Origin of the sequence: Anaeromyxobacter dehalogenans 2CP-C (assembly GCF_000013385.1) — a bacterium.
Lineage (GTDB): Bacteria > Myxococcota > Myxococcia > Myxococcales > Anaeromyxobacteraceae > Anaeromyxobacter > Anaeromyxobacter dehalogenans_B.
In genome coordinates this window covers 3,119,864-3,141,625 of the sequence record NC_007760.1, presented here as the reverse complement: position 1 = coordinate 3,141,625, position 21,762 = coordinate 3,119,864, and the positions used below count along the sequence as shown (strand labels likewise).

The following is a 21,762-nucleotide window of genomic DNA, read 5'->3' as shown; positions in this document are numbered from 1 at the left end:
CGTGCTACAGTCGGCGCCGTCGCGGGGGTCTCCGGTGAAGCATCTCCTCGTCTCCGTCATCGTCGCGCTGCTGGTGATCCCGGCGATCGCGTCCCGCGATCCGCACCCGCGGCGCGGGGCGCGCCGCATGGTGCTGTGGCTGCTCCTGTTCAACCTGCTGTACGTCGCCTACGTGACCCTCGTGCATGCGAACTACTTCGTCCCCGTGCGGTGACGCGCCCTCCCGGCCGCGCGCGCGCGGGCCGGAGGGGGCGTGAACGGCGCCGTCGTCCGCTGGGCGAGCGTGGGGCGCGACCGCGGCCCCGCGGTGGCCGTGCTCGGCGCGGTGGGCCTCGCCACCTGCGTCGCCGTGATCGCCGGGAACGGCAACCCGGCGCTGGCGGTGGTGCCGGTCGCCCTGGCGACGGCGCTGTACGTGATGGCGAAGGCGCCGCTGCGGGTCTCGGTGTCCGCGCTGGTCCTGCTCGTCCTCTCGCTCGACCGCTCCGGTGACGCGGCGGGGATCTGGAACACGCCGGTCGCCATCCTCGGCGACCTGCTCAGCAACACCCTGCAGCACGCCATCCGCGTGCCGGTCCCGCTGAGCGGGCTCGACCTGGCGGCGCTCTACCTGCTCGCGGTGGGGGCGCTCCGGGGCGCCACCCGGGCCGCGGCGGAGCAGGAGGCGCGGGGCCGCGCCGCCGGGGCGATCTCGCAGTTCCTCTGGCTCTACGTGCTGGGGCTGGCGTTCGCCGACCTGAACGGCGCGGTGCGCGGCGCCGGCATCGGCCTGTACAAGCTGCGCCAGCTGCTGGAGATCCCGCTGCTCTTCCTGCTGTTCGACCGCGCGTTCCGCACGCCGCGCGACCTTCGCCTGATCGGGCGGGTGGTGGTGGCCGGGGCCTGCGTGAAGTCGGTGCTGGCGCTGGCGGTCCAGAACGTGTTCGCGCCGGCCCTCACCGGCGGCCAGCTCGCGCACGCGACCAACCACGGCGACTCGGTGCTGTTCTCGATCGCCATCTTCCTGGTGGTGGTGGACTTCACCGAGCGCGTGCACCCGCACCGCTGGCGCCGCATCGGCGTCATCCTGCCGTTGCTGGTGATGGGGGTGATCGCGAACGACCGGCGCATCGCGTGGGTGATGCTCGCGGTGGGCCTGGTGACCGCGTACGTGCTCAGCCCGCCGCGCCGGTGGAAGCGCGCGGTGACGCGTGGGGTGCTGATCGCCGCACCGGTCCTGGTGCTGTACGTCGCGGTCGGCTGGGAACGCGCGGGCGGGATCTTCGCCCCGGTCCACACGATCCGCTCGCTGACCGACTCCTCCATCGACTCGTCCGCGTTCTGGCGCGACGTCGAGAACTGGAACATCGCCGTCTCGATCCGGGAGCAGCCCATCCTCGGGATCGGCCTGGGCCGGGAGTACACCGAGCACATGCGCGGCGACGACATCAGCTCGATCTTCGCCGACTTCCGGGCGTGGCCGCACAACAGCGTGCTCGGGCTGCTGCTGTTCGCGGGGCCGATCGCGTTCACCGCGATCTGGTCGCTGTTCGGGTTCACCGCGTTCCTGGCCATCCGTGCCTACCGCGTCGCGGTGCGGCCCGACGAGCGCGCCGCCGCGCTCGGCTGCGTGGCGGCGGTGATCGCCTGCGCGGTGCTCGCGTTCAGCGACACGGGCGCCTACCACCCGCAGTACCGCGTCTTCTCGGCGCTGGCGCTCGCGATCGCCGGCAAGGTCGCGGTCTCGTCGGGCGCGTGGCCGCGGCGCGCGGAGCCGCGCGGCGCGTGAGCGCGATCGCGTGGCCCGCGCCGTGTCACCGGCTCGCGGGAGTCGATCGGCCGCACGCTGGGGACTAGCCTTTCGGTCGTCCTGGGGGAGGAAGTCAGTGTCCATCGATCGACGCTACGTGATCGTGTCGCCGTGCCGCGACGAGGCGAAGTTCATCCGGCGCACGCTCGACAGCGTGGCCGCGCAGACGGTGCCGCCGGCGCTGTGGGTGGTCGTGGACGACGGCTCCACCGACGAGACCGGCGAGATCCTGGACGACTACGCGCGGCGGCTCCCGTTCCTGCGCGTGCTCCACCGGCGCGACCGTGGCCGGCGCAGCGTGGGGCCGGGCGTGATCGAGGCGTTCTACGCCGGGCTGGAGACGGTGGACCTCGACCAGTTCGCCTACCTCTGCAAGCTCGACATGGATCTCGATCTCCCGCCCCGCTACTTCGAGCTGCTCATGGCGGAGATGGAGGCGGAGCCTCGGCTCGGCTCCACCTCGGGCAAGCCGTGGTTCCACCACCCGGAGACCGGCGTGCTGACGCCGGAGACGATGGGCGACGAGATGTCGGTCGGCGCCTCGAAGTTCTACCGGGTCGGCTGCTTCCGCGAGGTGGGTGGGTTCGCGCGCCGGGTGATGTGGGACGGCATCGACTGCCACCGCGCCCGGATGCTCGGCTGGACCGTGCGGAGCATCGACCGCGAGGAGCTGCGGTTCCTCCACCTGCGCCCGATGGGCTCGAGCGACAAGGGGATCCTCACGGGCCGCAAGCGGCTCGGGTACGGTCAGTACGCGATGGGGACCTCGCCGCTGTTCATCGTGGCGAGCGCGCTCTATCGCCTGCCTACCCGCCCGGTGATCACCGGGAGCGCGGCCATGCTATGGGGATACTTCTCGAGCGCGTTCCGGCGGGAGCCGCGGTACGAGGACCCGCAGTTCCGGCGCTTCCTGCGCCGGTTCCAGCGGCTGAGCCTCGTGATGGGGAAGGCGGCTGCGGTCCGGAAGCTCACGGAGGAGCGACGCCCCCTCTGGGAAGCGGCGCACCCGGAGGCAGGGCAACGGGGTGAGGCGTCCCCCGAAGTCGTTCCCTCCATGAGCCGTGCGTCGATGTAAGTATCGGAAAGCAAGCGCATTTTCTTCCGTTCGGGGGGTAGCCGACCTATCGTGCGTGTGCTTGATTGCGCGGCGCCCCTTGAGCGCGTGTCACCGGGCTTGGGTACGGTGGCCGCGCAGAACGGATGAACCCCCGCATGCGCCTCACCGCACCGCGTCATCCAGCGCTTCGCTCGCTGGCCATCGCCGTCTCCGTCGTCCTCGCAGCGTGTGGTGGTGGCGGAGGCGGGAGCAGCGAATCCGCCGCGCAGCGCCCGAACGTCGAGGTCACGCCCGGCGAGGTCCAGCTGAAGCCCGGGGACACGGCGGTGTTCGCCGCGGCGATCACCGGCGCCGCGAACACCGCGGTCACCTGGTCGGTCCTGGAGGCGAACGGCGGCGCGATCGACGGATCCGGCAACTACACCGCGCCGAGCGAGACGGGCACGTACCACGTCGTCGCGACGAGCGCGGCGGATCCGACGCTGCAGGGCGCCGCCTCGGTGTTCGTCGGCAACGTCACGCCGACCAACGTGATCCCGATGGATCGGCGCACGCTCTGGTCCCCGGGGATCCCCGGCGGCGTGCCCGGGCGGACCGCGATCTGCGCCACGGTGACGCCGGCGTGGGCGTCGTCGCGCGGGCTGGCGGCGTTCGGGACGGACGGCAGCGGCGACGCGCAGCCGGCCATCCAGGCGGCCATCAACGAGTGTCCGGAGGGGCAGGTCGTGTACCTGCCGGCGGGCACGTACCGGTTGAACTCGTACCTCCAGATCATGAAGGGCATCACCCTGCGCGGCGCGGGGAAGACGCAGACCCGGCTGCGCGCGTACCTGGCCAGCACCGCCGTGATCTACGTCTGGCGCAGCTGGCCGAACTGGCCGGCGGCGGTGAACGTGACCGCGGACGTGGCGAAGGGCGCGACCACGATCCCGGTGTCCGACGCGAGCAGCTTCGCGGTGGGTGACATCGTCCAGATCGACCAGCTCGACGATCCGTCCTACCTGTTCTACGGCGGCGTGCAGTACTTCAAGCGCCCCAGCTACGGGCCGGCGACCACGGGCCCGCGCTCGATGGGGCAGACGGTGGAGGTCACCGGGAAGGTGGGCAACGTGCTCACCATCCGGCCGCAGATCCACCTCGGGTTCGACGTGGCGTTCACGCCGCAGGTGTTCAAGGCGCCGGTGACGGTCAAGTACGCCGGCGTCGAGGACCTGTACGTCACCGGCGGCCAGAACAACCAGATCCACATGATGGACTCGGCGTACTGCTGGCTGAAGGGGATCGAGTCGGACGGGACCGTCTCCTCGAACCCGGCGTCGGACGGGACGCTCGGCCAGGGGAACGGCATGCGCGGCGCGCACGTGCTCGTCGAGCGGAGCTTCCGGAACGAGATCCGCGACTCGTACTTCCACCACGCGACGCGCGTGGTGCAGGGCGGCGGGGCGTACGGGATCTCGCTGTCCGAGCACACCAGCGACACGCTCGTCGAGAACAACATCGTCTACTACATGAACAAGCCGGTGACGCTGCGCGCGAGCGGCGGCGGCAACGTGATCGCCTACAACTACATCGACGACGCCTGGACCAGCGCCGACCGCGGGATGCAGGAGACCACGCTCGACCTGGGCCACGCCTCCTTCCCGTACATGGAGCTCGCGGAGGGGAACTACTCGCCGCAGATCGCCACCGAGAACGTGTGGGGCAACTCCGGCTGGATGACGCTGTTCCGCAACTACGCCAGCGGCAAGCAGGCGCGGTCCGACGCGTTCGAGACGTACCAGCTCGCCGCCATCGCCATGGAGGTGAGGGCCATGTACATGAACGTGGTCGGCAACGTGCTCGGCACCGCCGGCCCGGTGGGCCTGAACGGCACGCCCATGGCGTACGAGGTGACCAGCAGCCCGCCCGGCCAGCGGCAGCCGGCGGTGTTCCGGCTCGGCCACGGGGTCGGGGCGGGGAGCGGGTACGACGACATCGCGACGTACGAGAGCCCGACGGCCCCTGGCAGCACCGCGGCGATGATGCTGCGGGCCGGGAACTGGGACTACGTCCGGAACCAGCTCGACGCCGATCCGGGCGAGGAGCTGCCCGCGTCGCTGTACCGGGTCGCGAAGCCGGCGTTCTTCGGGTCGAACCCGTGGCCGTGGGTGGATCCCGCGGGCAGCACGAAGGTGGCGGTCCTCCCGGCGAAGGCGCGGTTCGACGCCGGCACGCCGTAGCAGGCACTCGCAGCCCTCCGCCTCGCGACGGGCGGCGCTCCTCCCCGGGGCGCCGCCCGTTTCGCGTCCGGCGATCGCCGTCCGCGGGTCGCGCTCGCGAGGTCGTTTGAGCGCGTACGATCGCGGCGCATGTAGGCGATCCGCGCCGCGTCGCTCACCTCGAAGATCCGTGAGGTGCGGCGAATTTCCGCGATCGTGACGCGCACGCTCCGTCCGCGACCGCGGATCGGCCTGGATCGCGATCGCGCGAAACGCGGGGGGCGCGCGCGCAACGCCCCTGGTGGCACGCGGATCGCACTGGGGTCCGGCCGTTCCCAGCCACTCCGAGCGCTGGCGAGCGCCCGCCCGGTCGCCCGCCAGCGCGAACCCCCGCGCGCGCTCCGCCCGGCGACGGCGCCGCACCACCCTGGTCACTGAGAGTAAAATGCCCAGACGCGCCGTCCCCGGAACCCGATGTGCCGCCGCACTCCTGGCCGCCGTGCTGCTCGCCACCGCCTGCGGCGGGGAGCAGCCGGCGGGCTCCCTCGGCGCCGCGAGCGCCGCCCTGGCGCCCGGCGCGGCCGTGTACGCCGACGCGCTCGGCGCCGAGTGGAGCGACCAGTCGTCGGCCCCGCACGACCTCTCGAACGCGACGCCGGTCCACTCCGGCGCGAGCTCGATCGCGGTGGACTTCGCGCCCTGGAGCGACCTGCGCTTCCAGACGGCGGGCCTGAGCACCGCGGGGCTCACCGAGCTGACGCTGTACGTGAACGGCGGCGCGAGCGGCGCCCGCCGGGCGCTGGCGGTCCGCGCCAGCATCGGCGGCGTGCCGACGCCCGAGGCCGCGCTCGCCCCCTACTGCGACGGCGGCAGGATCCCGAAGAACGCGTGGGTCCGCTGCGCCGTCCCGCTCGCCGCCATCGGCGCCGTGGACGCGACCATCGACGGGATCGTCATCGCCGAGGACGCGGGCAAGAGCCAGGCCCGCATGTACGTGGACGACGTGTCCTTCGAGGGGACCGCCACCACGACGCCGGATCCCACCCCGGCGCTCCCGGCCGCCCCGACGGGCGTGGCGGCGGCCGCGACCACCGCCGGCGTCGCGGTCTCCTGGGCGCCGGTGAGCGGCGCGACCGGCTACGAGGTCTACCGCTCCGCCACCCAGACCGGCGCCGAGACCAACCTCACGCCGGCGCCGGTCACCGCCGCCGCGTACACCGACACCGCGGTCGTCGCGGGCTCGACGTACTGGTACACGGTGTCGGCGATCGGCGCCGCGGGCGAGGGGCCCCGGTCCACCGCGGTGAGCGCGACCGTGCCGGCCCCCACGAGCACGCCCGCGCAGCCGATCTACTCGGACGCGATGGTGAGCCCCTGGGCCGACTGGTCGTGGGCCGGCGTGTACTCGCTGGCGAGCACCGCTCCGGTGGCGAGCGGCACGCGGGCCATCTCGGTGCAGTTCGGGCCCTGGGAGGGGATCTACTTCAGCCGCGCCGCCTTCGCGCCGGACACCGGCAGCTCGCTGCGCCTCTACGTGAACGGCGGAGCCGGCGGCGCCGGCGCGGCGCTCCGGGTCCGCGCGGTGGTGAACGGCGCCTGGACCGACGGCGCGGATCTCGGCCCGTACTGCCAGGGCGGCGCCGTGCCCGCGAACGCCTGGGTGGCCTGCGCCGTCCCGATGTCGGCGCTCGCGCCGGCGGGCGCGGCCATCACCGGGGTCGCGGTCCAGGAGTGGCGCGGGCTCAGCCTCCCGACGCTCTACTTCGACGACCTCGGGGTCACGACGTCCTCGGGCTCCACGCCCGCCCCCGCGCCGGTCGCCGTCGCGATCGGCCCGAGCAGCGCGGCGGTGACGGCAGGGGGCAGCGCGCAGTTCACCGCCACCGTGTCGGGCTCCACCAACACCGCCGTGACCTGGTCGGTGCAGGAGGGCGCCGCCGGCGGCACCGTCACGGCGTCGGGCCTCTACACCGCGCCTGCGACCGCGGGCACCTACCACGTGGTGGCCACCAGCGCCGCCGATCCGAGCCGCAGCGCTGCCGCGGCGGTCACCGTCTCGTCGCCGACCGTGGTGGATCCGCCGCCCAGCGGGATCGCGGGCGATCCGATCCCGCCCGAGCGGCGGACGACGTGGGCGCCGGGCGTCCCCGGGGGCGTGCCCGCGCGGACGACGATCTGCGCGACCGTGACGCCGGCGTGGGCGTCGTCGCGCGGGCTGGCGGCGTTCGGGACGGACGGCAGCGGCGACGCGCAGCCGGCCATCCAGGCCGCCGTCAACGGGTGCGCGGAGGGGCAGGTCGTCTACCTGCCGGCCGGCACCTACCGGCTCAACTCCTACCTGCAGATCACGAAGGGCGTCACGCTGCGCGGGGCGGGGAAGACGCAGACCCGGCTGCGCGCGTACCTGAGCAGCACCGCCGTCATCTACGTGTGGCGCGGCTGGCCGACCTGGGCCGCCGCGGTGAACGTGACCGCGGACGTGCCGAAGGGCGCGACCACGATCCCGGTGGCCGACGCGAGCAGCTTCGCGGTGGGCGACATCGTCCAGATCGACCAGCTCGACGATCCGTCCTACCTGTTCTACGGCGGCGTGCAGTACTTCAAGCGGCCGGACTACGGGCCCGCGACCTCGGGGCCGCGCTCGATGGGGCAGACGGTGGAGGTGACCGGGAAGAGCGGCAACCTGCTCACGATCCGGCCGCAGATCCACCTCGGCTTCGACGTGGCGTTCGCGGCGCAGGTGTTCAAGGCGCCGGTGACCGTGAAGTACGCGGGGATCGAGGACCTGTACGTCACCGGCGGGCAGAACAACCAGATCCACATGATGGACACCGCGTACTGCTGGGTGAAGGGCGTCGAGTCGGACGGCACGGTCTCGGCCAACCCGGCCGCGGACGGGACGCTCGGCCAGGGGAACGGGATGCGCGGCGCGCACCTGCTGGTCGAGCGGAGCTTCCGGAACGAGATCCGCGACTCGTACTTCCACCACGCGACGCGCGTGGTGCAGGGCGGCGGAGCGTACGGGATCTCGCTGTCCGAGCACACCAGCGACACGCTCGTCGAGAACAACATCGTCTACTACATGAACAAGCCGGTGACGCTGCGCGCGAGCGGCGGCGGCAACGTGATCGCCTACAACTACATCGACGACGCCTGGACCAGCGCCGACCGCGGCCTGCAGGAGACGACGCTGGACCTCGGGCACGCGTCCTTCCCCTACATGGAGCTGGCCGAGGGGAACTACTCGCCGCAGATCGCCACCGAGAACGTGTGGGGCAACTCCGGCTGGATGACGCTGTTCCGCAACTACGCCAGCGGGAAGCAGGAGCGCACCGACGCGTTCGAGACCTACCAGATCGCCGCCATCGCCATGGAGGTGAAGGCCATGTACATGAACGTGGTCGGGAACGTCCTCGGCACCCCCGGTCCCGTGGGGCTGAACGGCACGACCATGGCGTACGAGGTGACGAGCAATCCTCCCGGCCAGGGCCGGCCGGCGGTGTTCCGGCTCGGCCACGGGGTCGGGGCGGGGAGCGGGTACGACGACATCTCCACGTACGAGAGCCCGACGGCGCCCGGCAGCACCGCGTCGATGATGCTGCGGGCCGGGAACTGGGACTACGTCCGCAACCAGCTCGACGTGGCCCCGGCCACGACGCTGCCGGACTCCCTGTACCTCGCCGCCAAGCCGGCGTTCTTCGGCTCGAGCCCGTGGCCGTGGGTGGATCCCGCGGGCAGCACGAAGGTGGCGGTCCTCCCGGCGAAGGCGCGGTTCGACGCCGGCACGCCGTAGCAGGCGCTCGCAGCCCCCCGCCTCGCGACGGGCGGCGCTCCTCCCCGGGGCGCCGCCCGCTTCGCGTCCGGCGAATCAGGCGAGCTCGCCGGTGCTCGGCGCGGTCGTCCGGCGCTCTGCCACCAGCGCCCGGTACCGCTCGAGGAGCGGCTCCGACTCGACGCGCCAGTTGTACCGCTCCTGCGACAGCCTCAGCCCGTTCGCCCGCATGCGCGCGCGGGCGGCCGGGTCTCGCGCCAGCCGGTTCACGGCGGCGGCGATCTCCTCCGGACGGGAGGGATCCACGCACAGGCCGACGTCGTCTCCGGCCACGATCCGCGCCATGCCCGGGAAGCTGGGGGCGACGACCGGAAGGCCCATCATCATGTACTCGAACAGCTTGTTGGGGGCGCAGTAGTAGTTGTTCCGGCAGTCGTTGCGGTACAGCAGGACGCCGACGTCCGCCGACGCCGTGTAGGGCGCGAGCTCGCGGTACGGCACCGGCGGCAGCACCACGATGCGCGCGTGGTCCGCGAGGCGCGCGCCCGGGTCGGCCCACGCGCCGAAGCCGCCGCCCATGATGACGAGCACCACGCCGTCGTCGAAGTGGCGGCTCGCCTCCGCGATCTCCTCGATGCACCGCATCGAGTCCACCAGGCCCTGGTACAGCACGATCGTCGAGCAGGCGACGCCGCGGCGCGAGAGCTCGTCGCGCAGCCGGGTGCTCTCGACGGGCGGCCGGTACGGAGGGCAGTTGCGCACGGTCAGCGGGGGACTGCGCGCGCCGAGCTCCTCCCGGTAGATGCGGGAGCGGTTGTCGTCGGGCGTGACGACCTCGTCGCAGCGCGGGACCAGGACGCGATCGAGCAGCCGCCAGAACCAGGCGAACCGGACGCGCGCGTGCGTCTCCGGGTAGAGCTCGTGCGCCCGGTACACGAGCGGCCGGCCGCGCGCCTTCGCCGCGAGCAGCGTGGGCAGCAGCGCGGGCAGGTCGTGGGCCGTGTAGGCGTCTGCGCGGCTGCGCCAGGCGCGCACGGCGGCGCGCGCGACGAACTCCGCGTACGAGAGCACGTACTGGAGCGCCGCCACCGCGGGGTTCGCGACCGAGTGCCCCAGCCGCGCGTGGAAGAACCCGCGGGTGCGGAGGTGGAACCGGCGGGTGGAGAAGCCGGCGGCGTACGTCTCGACCATGGGGCCGCCGGGCGACGCCGCGAGCGCGATCGACTCGACCTCGAAGCCGGCCTCGGCGAGCGAGAGCGCCTCGTTGAACATGGGCGGCAGGGTGGTGTTCGACTCGCCGTAGCTCACCATGCACACCTTCGGTCTGGCCACGGCCCGCGGCTCCGTCATCTGGCGATCTTCCCCCGGCGGTGGACCCGCCGCGCGCATGCTACCAACAGCCTCGCGCCGGGTGCGCTCCCGCGCGGGCGTGACATGGCATGGGGGCTCGCGGACGCACGCGTTGGGGCGGCTCGCGCGCCCTGTCACACGACCGACCTACACGTCGCCAAGGGAGGTCGATCGCCTCGACGCCGCCGGCGCCCTGGGCTACGTTCCGGCCGGCAACCTCCCTTCGAGAAGGTGTCCGACCGAGTGACACGAGACCTCAAGCTGCTTGTCGTGATGGGCACCCGGCCCGAGGCCATCAAGCTCGCGCCGGTGATCCGGGAGCTCCGGCGCCTGCCCGCCGCCACCACGCACGTGTGCTTCACCGGGCAGCACCGCGAGATGGTGACGAGCATCCTGTCGTTCTTCGACCTGCGGGTGGACAGCGACCTCGACGTGATGCGGCCCGATCAGTCGCTCAGCGGCCTCGCGTCCCGGGCGCTGGTCGGCCTCGACGGTGTGCTGACCTCGTTCGCGCCCGACTGGACCATCGTGCAGGGCGACACGACCACCGCGTTCTGCGCCGCGCTCGCGTCCTTCCACCGCCGCGTGCGGGTCGCGCACGTGGAGGCCGGCCTGCGCAGCTTCGATCGCTTCAAGCCGTACCCGGAGGAGGTGAACCGGGTGATGATCTCGGCGGTCACCGACCTCCACTTCTGCCCGACCGCGACGGCGCGCGACAACCTCCTGGCCGAGCGCGTGGCGCCGGATCGGATCCACGTCGTCGGCAACACCGTCATCGACGCGCTCCACGCCGGCGTCGAGCGGATGAAGGGTGACGAGGCCGTCGCCCGCTCCGTGGCGAGCGCGTTCCCCGGGCTGCGCGCGGATCGCGACTTCGTGCTCGTCACCGGGCACCGCCGGGAGAGCTTCGGCAAGCCCTTCGAGGACCTCTGCCACGCCATCCGCGACGTGGCCCGCGATCAGGACCTGCAGTTCGTCTACCCGGTGCACCTCAACCCGAACGTCCGCAAGCCGGTCTTCGAGGTGCTCGGGACGGCGCCCAACGTCCACCTCGGCGCGCCGGTCGGCTACCCCGAGCTCATCTGGCTCGCGCAGCGCTGCCGGTTCATCCTCACCGACTCCGGCGGGATCCAGGAGGAGGCGGCCGCGCTCGGCAAGCCGGTGCTGGTGATGCGCGAGGTGACGGAGCGCCGCGAGAGCGTGGACGCGGGCGTGTCGCGGCTGGTCGGGACGAGCCGCGCCGCCATCCAGGAGTGGTGCGTGCGGCTCGCCACCGACCAGGCGGCGTACCGGCAGATGGCGCGGGTGGTGGACGTGTACGGCGACGGTCACGCGAGCGAGCGCATCGCGGCGGCGCTGGGCGCGCGGTCGAGCTGAGCCGGCCGGGGGGGCGCGTGGACGAGATGCTCGAGGGCGTCGCGAGGCCGAGCCTGCTCCGGCGCCTCTCCTGCGCGCCCGGGATGCCAGCCCCGGTCCGCCGGCTCGCGGAGCGCATCGAGGGTTCGCACCTGGCGACCCGGCTCGCCGAGGGGGCGTTCTGGTCGTTCGCCGGCAGCGCGCTCTCGCGGGCGTTCGCCCTCGCGGCGTCGGTCGTCACGGCCCGGTTCCTCGGCAAGGCGCAGTACGGCGAGCTCGGGGTGCTGCTCTCGACGCTGCTCACGTTCCAGGCGTTCGCGAGCCTGGGCCTCGGCATGACCGCCACGAAGTACGTCTCGGAGCTGCGGACGAAGGACCCCGAGCGCGCCGGGCGGATCCTGGGCATGTCCGCGGTGCTCAGCGCGGCCACCGGCGTGCTCGCCGCCGCGCTGCTGTGGGCGTTCGCGCCGTGGCTCGCGTCGAGCACCATCGGCGCCCCGCACCTCACCGAGCCGCTGCGCATCGCCGGCCTGGGGCTGGTGTTCACGACCATGGGCGGCGCACAGACCGGTGCGCTCGCCGGCTTCGAGGCGTTTCGGACCCAGACCCAGCTGAACGTGTGGCTCGGGCTGCTGGGCGTCCCCATCGCCGTGGTCGGGGTCTGGCGCTGGGGGCTCCAGGGCGCGGTCTGGGCCACGGTGGTCACGGCGGCGCTGCAGTGGGCGCTGACGCACGTGGCGGTCCGCGTCCACGCGCGCCGCGATCGCGTGCCGGTGTCGCCGAGGGGCTGGTGGCGCGAGCAGCGCATCCTGTGGACGTTCTCGCTCCCGGCGCTCGCCCAGGGCGTCATGGTGGGGCCGGTGAGCTGGGCGGCCGCGGCGATCCTGGTGAACCAGCCCGGCGGCTACCCGGAGATGGGCGCGTTCTCGGCCGCCAACCAGTGGTACGCGGCGGTGCTGTTCCTGCCCAACGCGCTGTGCGGGCCCGTGCTGCCGGTGCTCTCGGAGCGGGTCGGCCGCGGGGACGGCCCGGGGGTGCGCGCGGTGCTCCGGGCCGCGGTGGCGATGAACGCGGCCGCCGTCATCCCCATCGTGGCCGCGGGCTGTCTGGCGAGCCCGTGGCTGGTGCGGATCTACGGTCCGCAGTTCGCCGACGCGTGGCCGACGTTCGCGGTCGTCCTGATCACCGCGGGCATCGTCGCCATCACCAACCCGGTCGGCTACGTCCTCGCCGCCTCCGAGCGCCTCTGGCTCGGGTTCCTCATGAACTCGGGCTGGGCGGCGGCGTTCCTGGTGGCGACGGTGCTGCTCGTCGGCTGGGGCTCCCTGGGCCTCGCGACCGGGCGCCTCCTCGCGTACGCGCTCCACTTCGGGTGGACGCTGTGGTTCGCCATGCGCTTCGTCCGCGCCGGGGCCGCGCGCGGGACCTGAGCGCGCGGGGCGGCTCAGGTGCGGCGCACGATGCTGCCGAGGAAGCGCTCGCGGCCCACCAGCTCGATGGTCCGGCGCGCCGCGCTCAGGCGCACCTTGCCCAGCTCGACGCACAGGACGGCCGCGTCCACGGCGTGCGCCACGGCGACGCCGAGCGGGTCGTCGAGCACCGGCGGGATGGCCACGATGATCTGGAGGTCCTCCGGCACGCCCTCGCCGCGCCCGGCGGCCGAGATCGCGTCGGCGATGCCGGACGCGGTGATGTAGTCGAGATGAGGCAGGTTGAGGGCCGTCACCGCGCCCTCGCGCAGCTGCCGGCCCACCTCGGCGAGCGACGCCGCGAGCTGCGCGGTGGAGATCCCTTCGTCCGCGGGGATGAGCGCGATGGAGCGCCAGCGAGACCGCGCCAGCATGAACCAGAGCTGCTGGCACTCCTTGCTGGGCGGCGCCTCGGGGAGGAGCACGCGGTGCCCCATCCTCTGCGCGAGCTCGGGCAACTCTGTCTCCGACATCGACCCCCCGGGCGCCGGCGCGGCGCACCCAGGAAGCGTAGCACGGGGCAGCGCGGCGCGCCGCGTGCGCGATGTCCCGAGCCCGCTTGACGCAGCGGAGAGACCCGCAGATGCTGCGCGTGGTCGGCAAGGGGGAACCGTGGAGCCAACCGCGTCGCACGCGCTCGCCGGCACACCCGGGTCGGGCAATCGCCGGGTTCGCATCGGGCAGCTCTGGCTGGACGCGCTCACCATGGCCGAGGCCATCGAGCGCATCGGCGCCCTGGTGCGCGCGGGCGCGGGCGGGAGCGTGTTCACGCCGAACGTGGACCACGTCGTGACCGCGGAGGACGACGGCGCGTTCCGCTCGGCCTACGCGGAGGCGAGCCTCTCGCTGGCAGACGGCCAGGCGCTCGTCTGGGCGATGCGGCTGCTCGGGACCCCGGTACCGGAGAAGGTGTCGGGCTCCGACCTGGTGTGGCCGCTGATGCAGCACGCGGGCGCTGCGCGGTGGCGCGTGTACCTGCTCGGAGGTGCCCCGGGCTCGGCCGAGCTCGCCGCAGCCCGGCTCGAGCGCGAGCTGGGCGTCGTCGTCGCCGGCGTGGACGCGCCTCGCGTGGCGGTGGAGGGCGACACGGGCGAGCGCGGCATCCTCGAGCGCGTGCGGCGCGCGGACGCGCAGCTCGTGGTCGTCGGGCTCGGCGCGCCGAAGCAGGAGCGGTTCATCCAGCGCTCGCTGCCGCACCTCGGACCGGCGGTCGCCCTCGGCCTGGGGGCGTCCATCGACTTCCTGGCGGGCCGGGTGCGGCGCGCGCCGCGCTGGGTGTCGCGCGGCGGGCTCGAGTGGCTGTTCCGGCTCTCGCAGGAGCCGCGGCGGCTGGCGCACCGCTACCTCGTGAAGGACCCGCGCTTCCTCGCCATCGTGGCGCGCACCGCGCGCCAGCCTGCCGCCGATCGCGAGGGCCGCCGGCCCTGGCTGGCGGACGCGACCGATCGGGCCCCGTCCCCGCGCGCCGGCACCGCCCCCTAGACGCTGCGCCTCAGGGGCTCCAGCTCGGCGGGTCGAGCTCGAGCGCGAGGAACGCGCCCCACTCGTCGAAGGACGGCACGTCGGGCATGGGCGTCCGCTGCCGCAGGCCGTAGACGCCCACCGAGAGCTGGACGGTCGGGACCGGCGTCCAGGACGTCCGCGCCTCGATGCGCCAGCGGCGCGTGTTCTCGCCGCCGTCTCGCACGACCGCGCCCATGCCCGCCAGCGAGAGCGACCACCGCGGCGTCGCCAGCCAGCCGGCGCTCAGCGTCCCCTCCAGCTCCGGGTTGGCCTCGCCGGTGGCGCGATCGACCGCGGGCGCGAGGCGCAGCACGGCGAGCGTCGCGACCGCCGACAGGAAGCTGGGCCGGCCCGCGGACGCCTCGGCGTCCTCCACCCCGGCGCCTGCCGACGGCAGCCGCGCGAGGCCGAGCTCGGCGCTGGGGAACGCCCGGGTGCTGGCGGTCCCGCCCGGAGGATCCTCGTGGACGCCCGCCGCGCCCGCGCCGGCCCAGCCGTCCAGCTCGCGCGTGAGGCGGCGCCGCCACAGCGCGTCGGCGGTGGCGATCGCCGAGGTCATGCCTCGCTCGATGCGCGTGCCGACCGCGGCCAGGCGGAAGCCCACGCGATCGAGGCGCGTCACGGACCAGCCGGCGGTCGCCTCGGCGCGGACGCCGCGCTCGAGGGGCAGCAGCGCCTCCGCCGCGGCCCCCTCGCCGCCGTCCACGAAGGCGCCGAAGGCCAGCCGGAGATCCGGGAGGACCGGGGGGTGGATGGCCAGGTGCAGCGCCTGGAGGAGCCCCTCGCCCGCGAGGCGCTGCGCCTGCGCGCGGCGGCCGGGCAGCCGCTCCAGCTCGACGTCGGCCCGGGCGGCCCGGTAGCGCAGCCGGCGCAGGGTGGTGATGGTCTGGAGCTCGACGCCGGTGGCTCGGCTCTCGGTGACGAGGTCGGTGGTCCCGCGCTCGCCGCCGGCGCGGGCCGCCAGCCGCCAGGCGGGGTCCGGGCGGATCTCGGCGCGAAGCACGCCCGTGTGCAGCACCACGAGATCGACGGAGCGGGTCAGGTCCGGCGCGCGCAGCCGCGGGACGTACGTCGCCCACAGGCGCAGCTCCGGGGCCGCCCGCCAGTCGAGCCCGGCGCGCGGCGCCACGACGCCGTCGAGCGCCCGGTCGTCCCGGCCGTGCTCCGGCGAGAACTGCCGCGCGAGCCCCTCGATCCGGACGCCGGAGTCCACGCGCAGCTCGCCCGCGCCGAGCAGCAGCGACGCGAGCGCGAGGGCGGCGGCGCCCGTCACCGTCACTCCACCACGACCACGTCGCCGGGCTGCAGCCGGAACGCGGCGGAGCGCCGCTCGGCCTGGATCAGCGCCTCGTACCGGAAGCGGATGCGCGTGACCGCGGCATCGCCCGGGGCGGCCGCGTGCCGCAGGACGAAGACACGGTCCCGGTGGGCGAACTCGGTGAAGCTCCCGGCCGCGGCCAGCGCCGACAGGACCCCGGCGCCGCGCTCCAGGTCGTAGAGGCCGGGCCGCATCACCTCGCCGGTCACGGAGACGCGCAGCGGCTGCATCTCGACCACGGTGACGGTGACCACGGGGTTGACGACGTAGGTCTTGAGCTGCGCCTGGATCCGCTGCGCCAGCTCGGCGGGCGTCTGGCCCGCGGCGTTCACGTCCTGCAGGAACGGCATCGAGATGCGCCCGTCCTCGCGGACGCGCGCCTGCTCGACCGACATGTTCTCCTGGTTCCAGACGCGCACCCCGAGGACGTCACCCCGCGCGACGCGGTAGTCGGCGTCGGCCTGCGCCGGCGGGAGGTCCTCGGCGCGGATGTAACGCCCGGTCGGGCCACACGCGGAGGAGAGTACGGCGGCCAGCGCGAGGACGCCGCGCGAGAGGACGCGCCCGGAGGCGGCAAGCTGGTCGGACATGGTGGACACGATCCGCGGGACGACCGCGGCTCCCCTGGCGTCGCGGCCACCCGTACCGGGTGGCTGCGTGGCGGGATGCTACGGCCGGTGCGGGTGCCTCGGTATCCACTGTTCGGGTGACCGCGCGGCGGGGCGCGGCGCGCGATCGCGGCCGCTCCGCGCGGTGGAACGCATGCGCGCCGCGGGGCCGCGCCGGCAGGTCGGCGCACGCGCTCGAGCAACGGGCCCCACGTGCGACCGTCACGCGCGCGCCGCGCGGCGTTCTCGACCGCGTCACGCGAACGCGCCGCAATCCGCGCTCGCGTGCGGGGGAGGGCGTCCCACGTTGAACGGACGCGCACGGGGGCGAGTCGTGGCGCCGCGCAGCGATCGGCGCCGCGATCGTGGAGATCGTCCACGAATCCGCCATGCGCGTGCGACGCTGGGTGCGTGTCACACGGTCACTCGACCACGTTTTGGGCCGAGCAACCACAGACGCCGCTGATGTAGAACGCGAGCTGCAGGTGTTCCGGGGGGAGTTCCATGTTTCACCATAAGTCACGGTCGGGGGACGCAGCGGTGCGTCTCATCGATCTCGCGGCGCTCGCGCTCGCGCTGCCGCTCGCGTTCGAGATCTACCGGGAGCTCTTCCGTCCGGATGCGCTCGAGGCGGTCTCGCTCGATCGCTACTGGCTCGCGCTCGTCGTCGTGATGCTGCTGTGGTCGGCCGGCGCCTGGATCTACCAGGTGTACGAGGCGGGCCCGGGCTCGCTCTCCGACGATCTCCGGCGCATCGCCCGCGCGCTCATGGCGGTCGCGCTGGTGATGTTCACGCTCGTGTTCCTGGCGAAGGAGCAGGAGTCGGTGTCGCGGCTGCTCGCGGTGCTGTACTTCGCGGTGGCGTTCCCGCTGCTCGCCATCGCGCGCTCCGTGCACCGCGCGGTGGCGCGCGCCGCGGGCACGCGCGCCGGGCGGGTCCGCTACTACGCGGTCGTCGGCTCGGGCGACGTGGCGGAGGAGATCATCGAGACGATCCGCGCGCACCCGGAGTGGGGCATGCGGCTCGCGGGCTACGTGCTCGAGGAGGGCGCGGTCGCGGCCAGCCCGGACTGCGTCATCCTGGGCCGCCTGGGCAACCTGGCCCGCATCCTCGAGGACCACGTGCTCGACGACGTGGTGTTCGCGGTCCCGCGCGAGCGGCTGAGCGCGGTGGAGGACGCGGTCCGCACCTGCGAGGAGCAGGGCGTGGGCGCGCTCATCTCGCTCGACGTGCTCCGGTTCGGCTACTCGCGCATGGCGGTCGGCGACATGGACGGCCTGCCCATGCTGGCGCTGTCGCGCACGCCGTCCGACCAGATCGCGCTGGCGGCGAAGCGCGCGTTCGACATCGGGGTGAGCGCGGCGGTGCTGCTGCTGCTCTCGCCGCTGCTCCTGGGCGTCATGATCGCCATCCGGCTCGACTCGCGCGGCCCCATCTTCTTCCGCCAGCGCCGCGTGGGCGTCCACGGCCGCGTCTTCAACATCCTCAAGTTCCGGAGCATGTACGTGGACGCGGAGGCGCGGCTCGAGGCGCTCCGCGCGCACAACGAGATGTCCGGCCCGGTCTTCAAGATGAAGAACGATCCGCGGGTGACGCGCATCGGCCGGTTCATCCGCCGGACCTCGCTCGACGAGTTCCCGCAGTTCTGGAACGTGCTGCGCGGCGAGATGAGCGTGGTGGGCCCGCGCCCGCCGCTCCCCTCGGAGGTGCGCCAGTACAAGCGCTGGCAGCGGCGCCGCCTCTCGGTGAAGCCGGGGATCACCTGCATCTGGCAGATCAGCGGCCGGAACGACATCGACTTCGACCGGTGGATGGAGCTCGACCTCCAGTACATCGACGAGTGGTCGCTCTGGAACGACGTGCGCATCTGCCTGAAGACCATCCCGGCCGTGCTCGGCGCCCGCGGCGCCCAGTGACGCGGCCGGTCGTGGGGGGCCCGGAGGCGTCCGGCAGCGCCGGGCGCGCCCGGGCCCTCTGCGTCACGCGGTGCCGGCGATCAGGCGGGGCACGCGCCAGCCGGCCAGCTCCTCGTAGAGCGCGTCGTAGCCGAGCCGCATCTGCCCGAGCTCGAACTCGCGCTCCACGAGCGCCCGCCCGCGCGCGCCCATGCGGCGGGCGCGCTCCCGGTCGGCGAGCGCGTCGCAGAGGCGGCGGGCCAGCGCGCCGGGGGAGCCGGGCGGCACGAGCCAGCCGGTCGTCCCGTCGCGCACCAGCTCCGGCGAGCCGCCCACGGCGGTGGCCACCACCGGCAGCCGCTGGGCCATGGCCTCCAGGATCGCGTTGGAGATCCCCTCGGCGTGGCTGGACGAGGCCGCGGCGGCGCAGCGCGCGAGCACGGCGGGCGCGTCGCGGCGAAAGCCGAGGAAGTGGACGCGCGCGGCGACGCCGAGCTGGCCCGCGAGGCGCTCCAGCAGCGGCCGCCGCACCCCGTCGCCGACCAGCGCGAGGCGCGCCGACGGGTGCTCGCGGAGCACCTCCCGGAACGCGACCAGCAGGTCGGTCTGGCCCTTCACCGGATGGTGCATGTTCGCGACGTTCGCGATCCACGCGCCCTCGGGCAGGCCGGGATCCGGCAGCTCGCGCGCGGCGCGGTCGAGCGCGGCCAGGTCCACGCCGTTGCGCACCACCGCCACGCGGTCGGGCTCGACGCCCTCCCGGATCACGAGGTCCCGGATGCACATCGCGTTCACGAGCACCCGGTCGGCGCGCAGGCAGGCGAGGCGGGTGAGCGGGCGGCGGTAGCCGGTGATGTGGTGCCCGAGGTCCACCCGCGTCACGATCACCGGCACGCCGGCCAGCCGCGCGGCGAGCGAGCCGAGCACGTTCGTGTAGATGTCCTGGGCGTGCACCAGCGCGATGCCCTGCTCGCGCACGAACCGCGCGATGCGCGAGACCTGCCAGGCGGTGTTGGGGCGGAGCATCCGCCGCCCCACGTCGAACAGCACCGGCCGGACGCCCTCGCGCGCCAGGTCGTCCAGGTGCTCGCCCTCGAGGTGCAGGCACGCGACCACCGGCTCCCAGCGGCTCCGGTCCATGGTCCGCACGTTCAGGACGGTCTGCCGCTCCTGCCCGCCGAGCAGGAACCGGTTCTGGAACACGAGCACCTTGGCCGCGCTCACGGCGCCACCTCCGCGGCGGCCGCGGCCCGGGCGGTCGCCGGGCGCGCGGGCGTGAGCCGCACCGGGCGGCCCGGTCCGGCGGCGAGCGCCGCGAACGTGCGGTCGAGCGCCTCGCGCATGGCCACGCGCGGCGCCCAGCCGAGCACGGCGCGGGCCCGCGCGTTGGAGAAGCGCTGCCGCTTCCAGGTGCTCGCGACCTTGTACGGCGTCAGCAGCGCCGGCAGGTGGCCCTCGGTCCGCTCGGCGTACCAGGCGTTCGCGCGCGCGAGGACGCGCAGCATTGGGTAGGGCACCCGCACCACGCGCAGCGGCGCCACCTCGCGGCGGTAGCGGTCGAGCAGGGCCCCGGCGGTGGGGAGATCGTCGTCCACCACGCACAGCGCCCGGCCCGCCGCGCCCGGCGCGGTGCCGGCCAGCGCGATCGCGTCGGCGCAGTTCTCGACCCAGGTGAGCGGGACCGGGTTGCGGCCCCCGAGGTGCAGGTAGAGGCCGAGCACGGGCAGGCCGATCCGCGTCCCGAGGATCTCCTGGCCGGCGCCGATGATGACGCCGGGCCGGATCACCGCGAGCGGCAGGCCGTCGCGGCGCGCGTACCGCCACGCCAGCGCCTCCTGCCGCTGCTTCGCGAAGGAGTAGGCGTCGCGCGCCTCCGGCGCGGGCTCGAGCGGCGCGTCCTCGTCCACCAGCGCGCCGCTCGGCAGCGCCGCGACGCCCATGGCGCCGAACGAGCTCACCAGCACCACCCGCTCGACGCGCGCCTCCAGGGCGGCGCGAAACACGTGGTCGGACGCGACCACGGTGGCCTGCACCAGCGCCGCGGGCGCCCCCTTCTTCGCGGCGGCGGCGTGGTAGAGGACGCGCACGCCCGCGAGCGCCTGCCGCAGCGCGGCCGGGTCGTCGAGCCGGCACGGGACCACCTCGACGGCCGCGCCGCGCGCCTCGCCCTCCGGGATCGCCAGCCGCGCGGGCGCGGTGCCGGGCCGCACCAGGCAGCGGATCCGGTCCACGCCCTGCCGCAGCAGGCTCCGCACGATCTCGCGCCCCAGGAACCCGGCCGCGCCGGTGACCGCCCTCACGCGCACGCCTCCTGCGCGGCGGCGTCGGCCCGCCGGCACGCCGCGGCCGCGGCGTCGATCACCTGCGCGACGGCGCGGGCGTCCGCGAGCGGCACCGGCGCCTCGCCGCCGGTCCGGGCCGCCCGGTAGAAGGCGGCGAACAGCTGGCGCATGCCCTCGAAGTAGTGCAGCCGCGCGAGCGCGAGGTCGGCGCTGCGCCGCAGGAGCTCCGCCCCGGCCGCCGAGGCGTCGCGCCGCGCCCAGTCCACCTTCTGGAACGGGCCGGGCAGGTGGGAGCCCTCCACCACGCGCAGCGTGCGCGCGTCGAGGGACGCGTGCACCGCCCGCCGCGTGCCGTACACGGTCAGCGCGAGCTGGGCCGGGCGGATGCGGCAGGAGAAGAGCACCGACGCGGTGGCGCGCGCGCCCTCCAGGAGGATCCGCAGCTCGTCGTGGAACGCGTCGCGCGCGTCGCCGAAGCGCTCGGGGCGCAGCCGGCGCCCCAGCGCGTGCGCCACCGCGGGCGTCCCCGGCCCGAGGAGCGGCAGCACGAGCGAGAGCGGGTGCGAGAGGTTGTTGTGCGCGAGCCCGGCGGGGAGGCGGTGGATCCAGTGGCCGGGGTCGCCGGTGAGCAGCGCGCCGAACGGGCCGGAGAGGTCGTAGCCCATCACCGCGTCCGCGTGCACGACCTCGCCGAGCGCGCCGGCGTCCACCAGGGCGCGGAGCCGGTGGATCACCGGGTCGAACAGGAGGTTGTGGCCGGCGCACGCCAGCCGGCCGTGCCGCGCCGCCGCCTGCTCCAGCGCGACGGCCTCCGCCGCGTCCACCGTGACCGGCTTCTCCACGTACACGTGCGCGCCCGCGGCGAGCGCGCGGGTGGCGAGCGCGAGGTGGCTCGCCGGCGGCGTGGTGACGTGCACGACCTCCGGGCGCGCCTCCGCCAGCATCGCGTCCACGGCGTCCGGCCCCTCGTAGAACGCCGGCACGCGCCAGCGCGCCGCCGCCTGCTCTGCCATGTGCCGGGTGGCGTCGCACACCGCCACCACCTCGGCGCCGGCCCGGCGAGCCTGCGCGAGGTGCGCGTCGGCGATCTGCCCGCACCCGATCACCGCCACCCGGACCGCGGTCCCATCTCGCTCCGCCATCGTCCCCTTTCCCCGGCCGCGG

General features: G+C 74.3%; 16 protein-coding genes. 9 read left to right on the top strand and 7 right to left on the bottom strand.

Features of this window, described 5'->3' with window-relative positions:
* Nucleotides 1-34: 34 nt before the first annotated feature.
* From ADEH_RS14400 to ADEH_RS23515, 5 genes are all read left to right on the top strand, one after another.
* The gene (locus ADEH_RS14400; RefSeq protein WP_041453559.1) at nucleotides 35-214 is read left to right on the top strand and encodes a hypothetical protein; all 180 of its coding nucleotides are present in this window, start codon (nucleotides 35-37) and stop codon (nucleotides 212-214) included.
* Nucleotides 215-253: 39 nt separating this feature from the next.
* Entirely contained in the window at nucleotides 254-1,768 is a 1,515-nt protein-coding gene (locus ADEH_RS14395) for an O-antigen ligase family protein (protein WP_011421828.1), read from the top strand.
* A gap of 97 nt (nucleotides 1,769-1,865) precedes the next feature.
* A complete protein-coding gene (locus ADEH_RS14390; RefSeq protein WP_011421827.1) occupies nucleotides 1,866-2,864 on the top strand; it encodes a glycosyltransferase in 999 nt (332 codons plus the stop codon).
* A gap of 137 nt (nucleotides 2,865-3,001) precedes the next feature.
* Nucleotides 3,002-5,065, top strand: a complete 2,064-nt coding sequence (locus ADEH_RS14385) for a glycosyl hydrolase family 28-related protein (protein WP_157061364.1) — start codon at nucleotides 3,002-3,004, stop codon at nucleotides 5,063-5,065.
* Nucleotides 5,066-5,543: 478 nt separating this feature from the next.
* Nucleotides 5,544-8,837, top strand: a complete 3,294-nt coding sequence (locus ADEH_RS23515) for a glycosyl hydrolase family 28-related protein (RefSeq protein WP_049760102.1) — start codon at nucleotides 5,544-5,546, stop codon at nucleotides 8,835-8,837.
* A gap of 75 nt (nucleotides 8,838-8,912) precedes the next feature.
* Here the strand turns inward: ADEH_RS23515 and ADEH_RS14375 are convergent, their stop codons facing one another.
* Nucleotides 8,913-10,148 carry a glycosyltransferase gene (locus ADEH_RS14375; protein WP_198133780.1) on the bottom strand — a complete coding sequence of 412 codons (1,236 nt, stop codon included), beginning with the start codon at nucleotides 10,146-10,148 and terminating at the stop codon, nucleotides 8,913-8,915.
* Between the two features lie 261 nt (nucleotides 10,149-10,409).
* Here ADEH_RS14375 and wecB point away from each other — a divergent pair, with 261 nt between their 5' ends.
* Nucleotides 10,410-11,543, top strand: coding sequence for a non-hydrolyzing UDP-N-acetylglucosamine 2-epimerase (wecB, locus tag ADEH_RS14370; protein ID WP_011421823.1), 1,134 nt, complete (start codon nucleotides 10,410-10,412; stop codon nucleotides 11,541-11,543).
* Nucleotides 11,544-11,569: 26 nt separating this feature from the next.
* Complete coding sequence (locus tag ADEH_RS14365) at nucleotides 11,570-12,952, top strand: oligosaccharide flippase family protein (RefSeq protein ID WP_011421822.1); 1,383 nt, start codon at nucleotides 11,570-11,572, stop codon at nucleotides 12,950-12,952.
* 14 nt (nucleotides 12,953-12,966) lie between these two features.
* Here ADEH_RS14365 and ADEH_RS14360 read toward each other — a convergent pair whose 3' ends face one another.
* A complete protein-coding gene (locus ADEH_RS14360; protein ID WP_232287286.1) occupies nucleotides 12,967-13,416 on the bottom strand; it encodes a hypothetical protein in 450 nt (149 codons plus the stop codon).
* A 187-nt stretch (nucleotides 13,417-13,603) separates the two neighbouring features.
* Between ADEH_RS14360 and ADEH_RS14355 the strand changes: the two genes are divergently transcribed.
* Nucleotides 13,604-14,473 (top strand): WecB/TagA/CpsF family glycosyltransferase, encoded by an 870-nt coding sequence (locus ADEH_RS14355; RefSeq protein ID WP_011421821.1) that lies wholly within the window; start codon nucleotides 13,604-13,606, stop codon nucleotides 14,471-14,473.
* Between the two features lie 10 nt (nucleotides 14,474-14,483).
* On the opposite strand, the gene ADEH_RS14350 is transcribed toward ADEH_RS14355, so the two are convergent.
* Together ADEH_RS14350 and ADEH_RS14345 are read right to left on the bottom strand one after the other, a co-directional pair.
* Entirely contained in the window at nucleotides 14,484-15,773 is a 1,290-nt protein-coding gene (locus ADEH_RS14350) for a hypothetical protein (RefSeq protein WP_232287285.1), read from the bottom strand.
* Nucleotides 15,770-16,402, bottom strand: a complete 633-nt coding sequence (locus tag ADEH_RS14345; RefSeq protein ID WP_011421819.1) for a polysaccharide biosynthesis/export family protein — start codon at nucleotides 16,400-16,402, stop codon at nucleotides 15,770-15,772. Before ADEH_RS14345 ends, ADEH_RS14350 begins: the two co-directional genes overlap by 4 nt.
* Before the next feature lie 558 nt (nucleotides 16,403-16,960).
* Here ADEH_RS14345 and ADEH_RS14340 point away from each other — a divergent pair.
* Nucleotides 16,961-18,337 carry a sugar transferase gene (locus ADEH_RS14340; protein ID WP_420042217.1) on the top strand — a complete coding sequence of 459 codons (1,377 nt, stop codon included), beginning with the start codon at nucleotides 16,961-16,963 and terminating at the stop codon, nucleotides 18,335-18,337.
* 63 nt (nucleotides 18,338-18,400) lie between these two features.
* On the opposite strand, the gene ADEH_RS14335 is transcribed toward ADEH_RS14340, so the two are convergent.
* Genes ADEH_RS14335 through ADEH_RS14325 form a run of 3 tightly spaced genes read right to left on the bottom strand, consistent with a single transcriptional unit; the run spans nucleotide 18,401 to nucleotide 21,740 of the window.
* On the bottom strand, nucleotides 18,401-19,540 hold the full coding sequence (locus tag ADEH_RS14335) for a glycosyltransferase (protein ID WP_011421817.1): 1,140 nt from the start codon (nucleotides 19,538-19,540) through the stop codon (nucleotides 18,401-18,403).
* Nucleotides 19,537-20,616, bottom strand: coding sequence for an NAD-dependent epimerase/dehydratase family protein (locus ADEH_RS14330; protein WP_011421816.1), 1,080 nt, complete (start codon nucleotides 20,614-20,616; stop codon nucleotides 19,537-19,539). The genes ADEH_RS14335 and ADEH_RS14330 overlap by 4 nt, the downstream gene beginning before the upstream one ends.
* The gene (locus tag ADEH_RS14325; RefSeq protein ID WP_011421815.1) at nucleotides 20,613-21,740 is read right to left on the bottom strand and encodes a Gfo/Idh/MocA family protein; all 1,128 of its coding nucleotides are present in this window, start codon (nucleotides 21,738-21,740) and stop codon (nucleotides 20,613-20,615) included. The genes ADEH_RS14330 and ADEH_RS14325 overlap by 4 nt, the downstream gene beginning before the upstream one ends.
* Between the last annotated feature and the right edge of the window lie 22 nt (nucleotides 21,741-21,762).

Bases quoted from the DNA above. Each gene is read 5' to 3' on its own strand.
- ADEH_RS14365 (WP_011421822.1), top strand. From the start codon at position 11,570: ATGCTCGAGGGCGTCGCGAGGCCGAGCCTGCTCCGGCGCCTCTCCTGC.
- ADEH_RS14325 (WP_011421815.1), bottom strand. From the start codon at position 21,740: ATGGCGGAGCGAGATGGGACCGCGGTCCGGGTGGCGGTGATCGGGTGC.
- ADEH_RS14345 (WP_011421819.1), bottom strand. From the start codon at position 16,402: ATGTCCGACCAGCTTGCCGCCTCCGGGCGCGTCCTCTCGCGCGGCGTC.
- ADEH_RS14385 (WP_157061364.1), top strand. From the start codon at position 3,002: ATGCGCCTCACCGCACCGCGTCATCCAGCGCTTCGCTCGCTGGCCATC.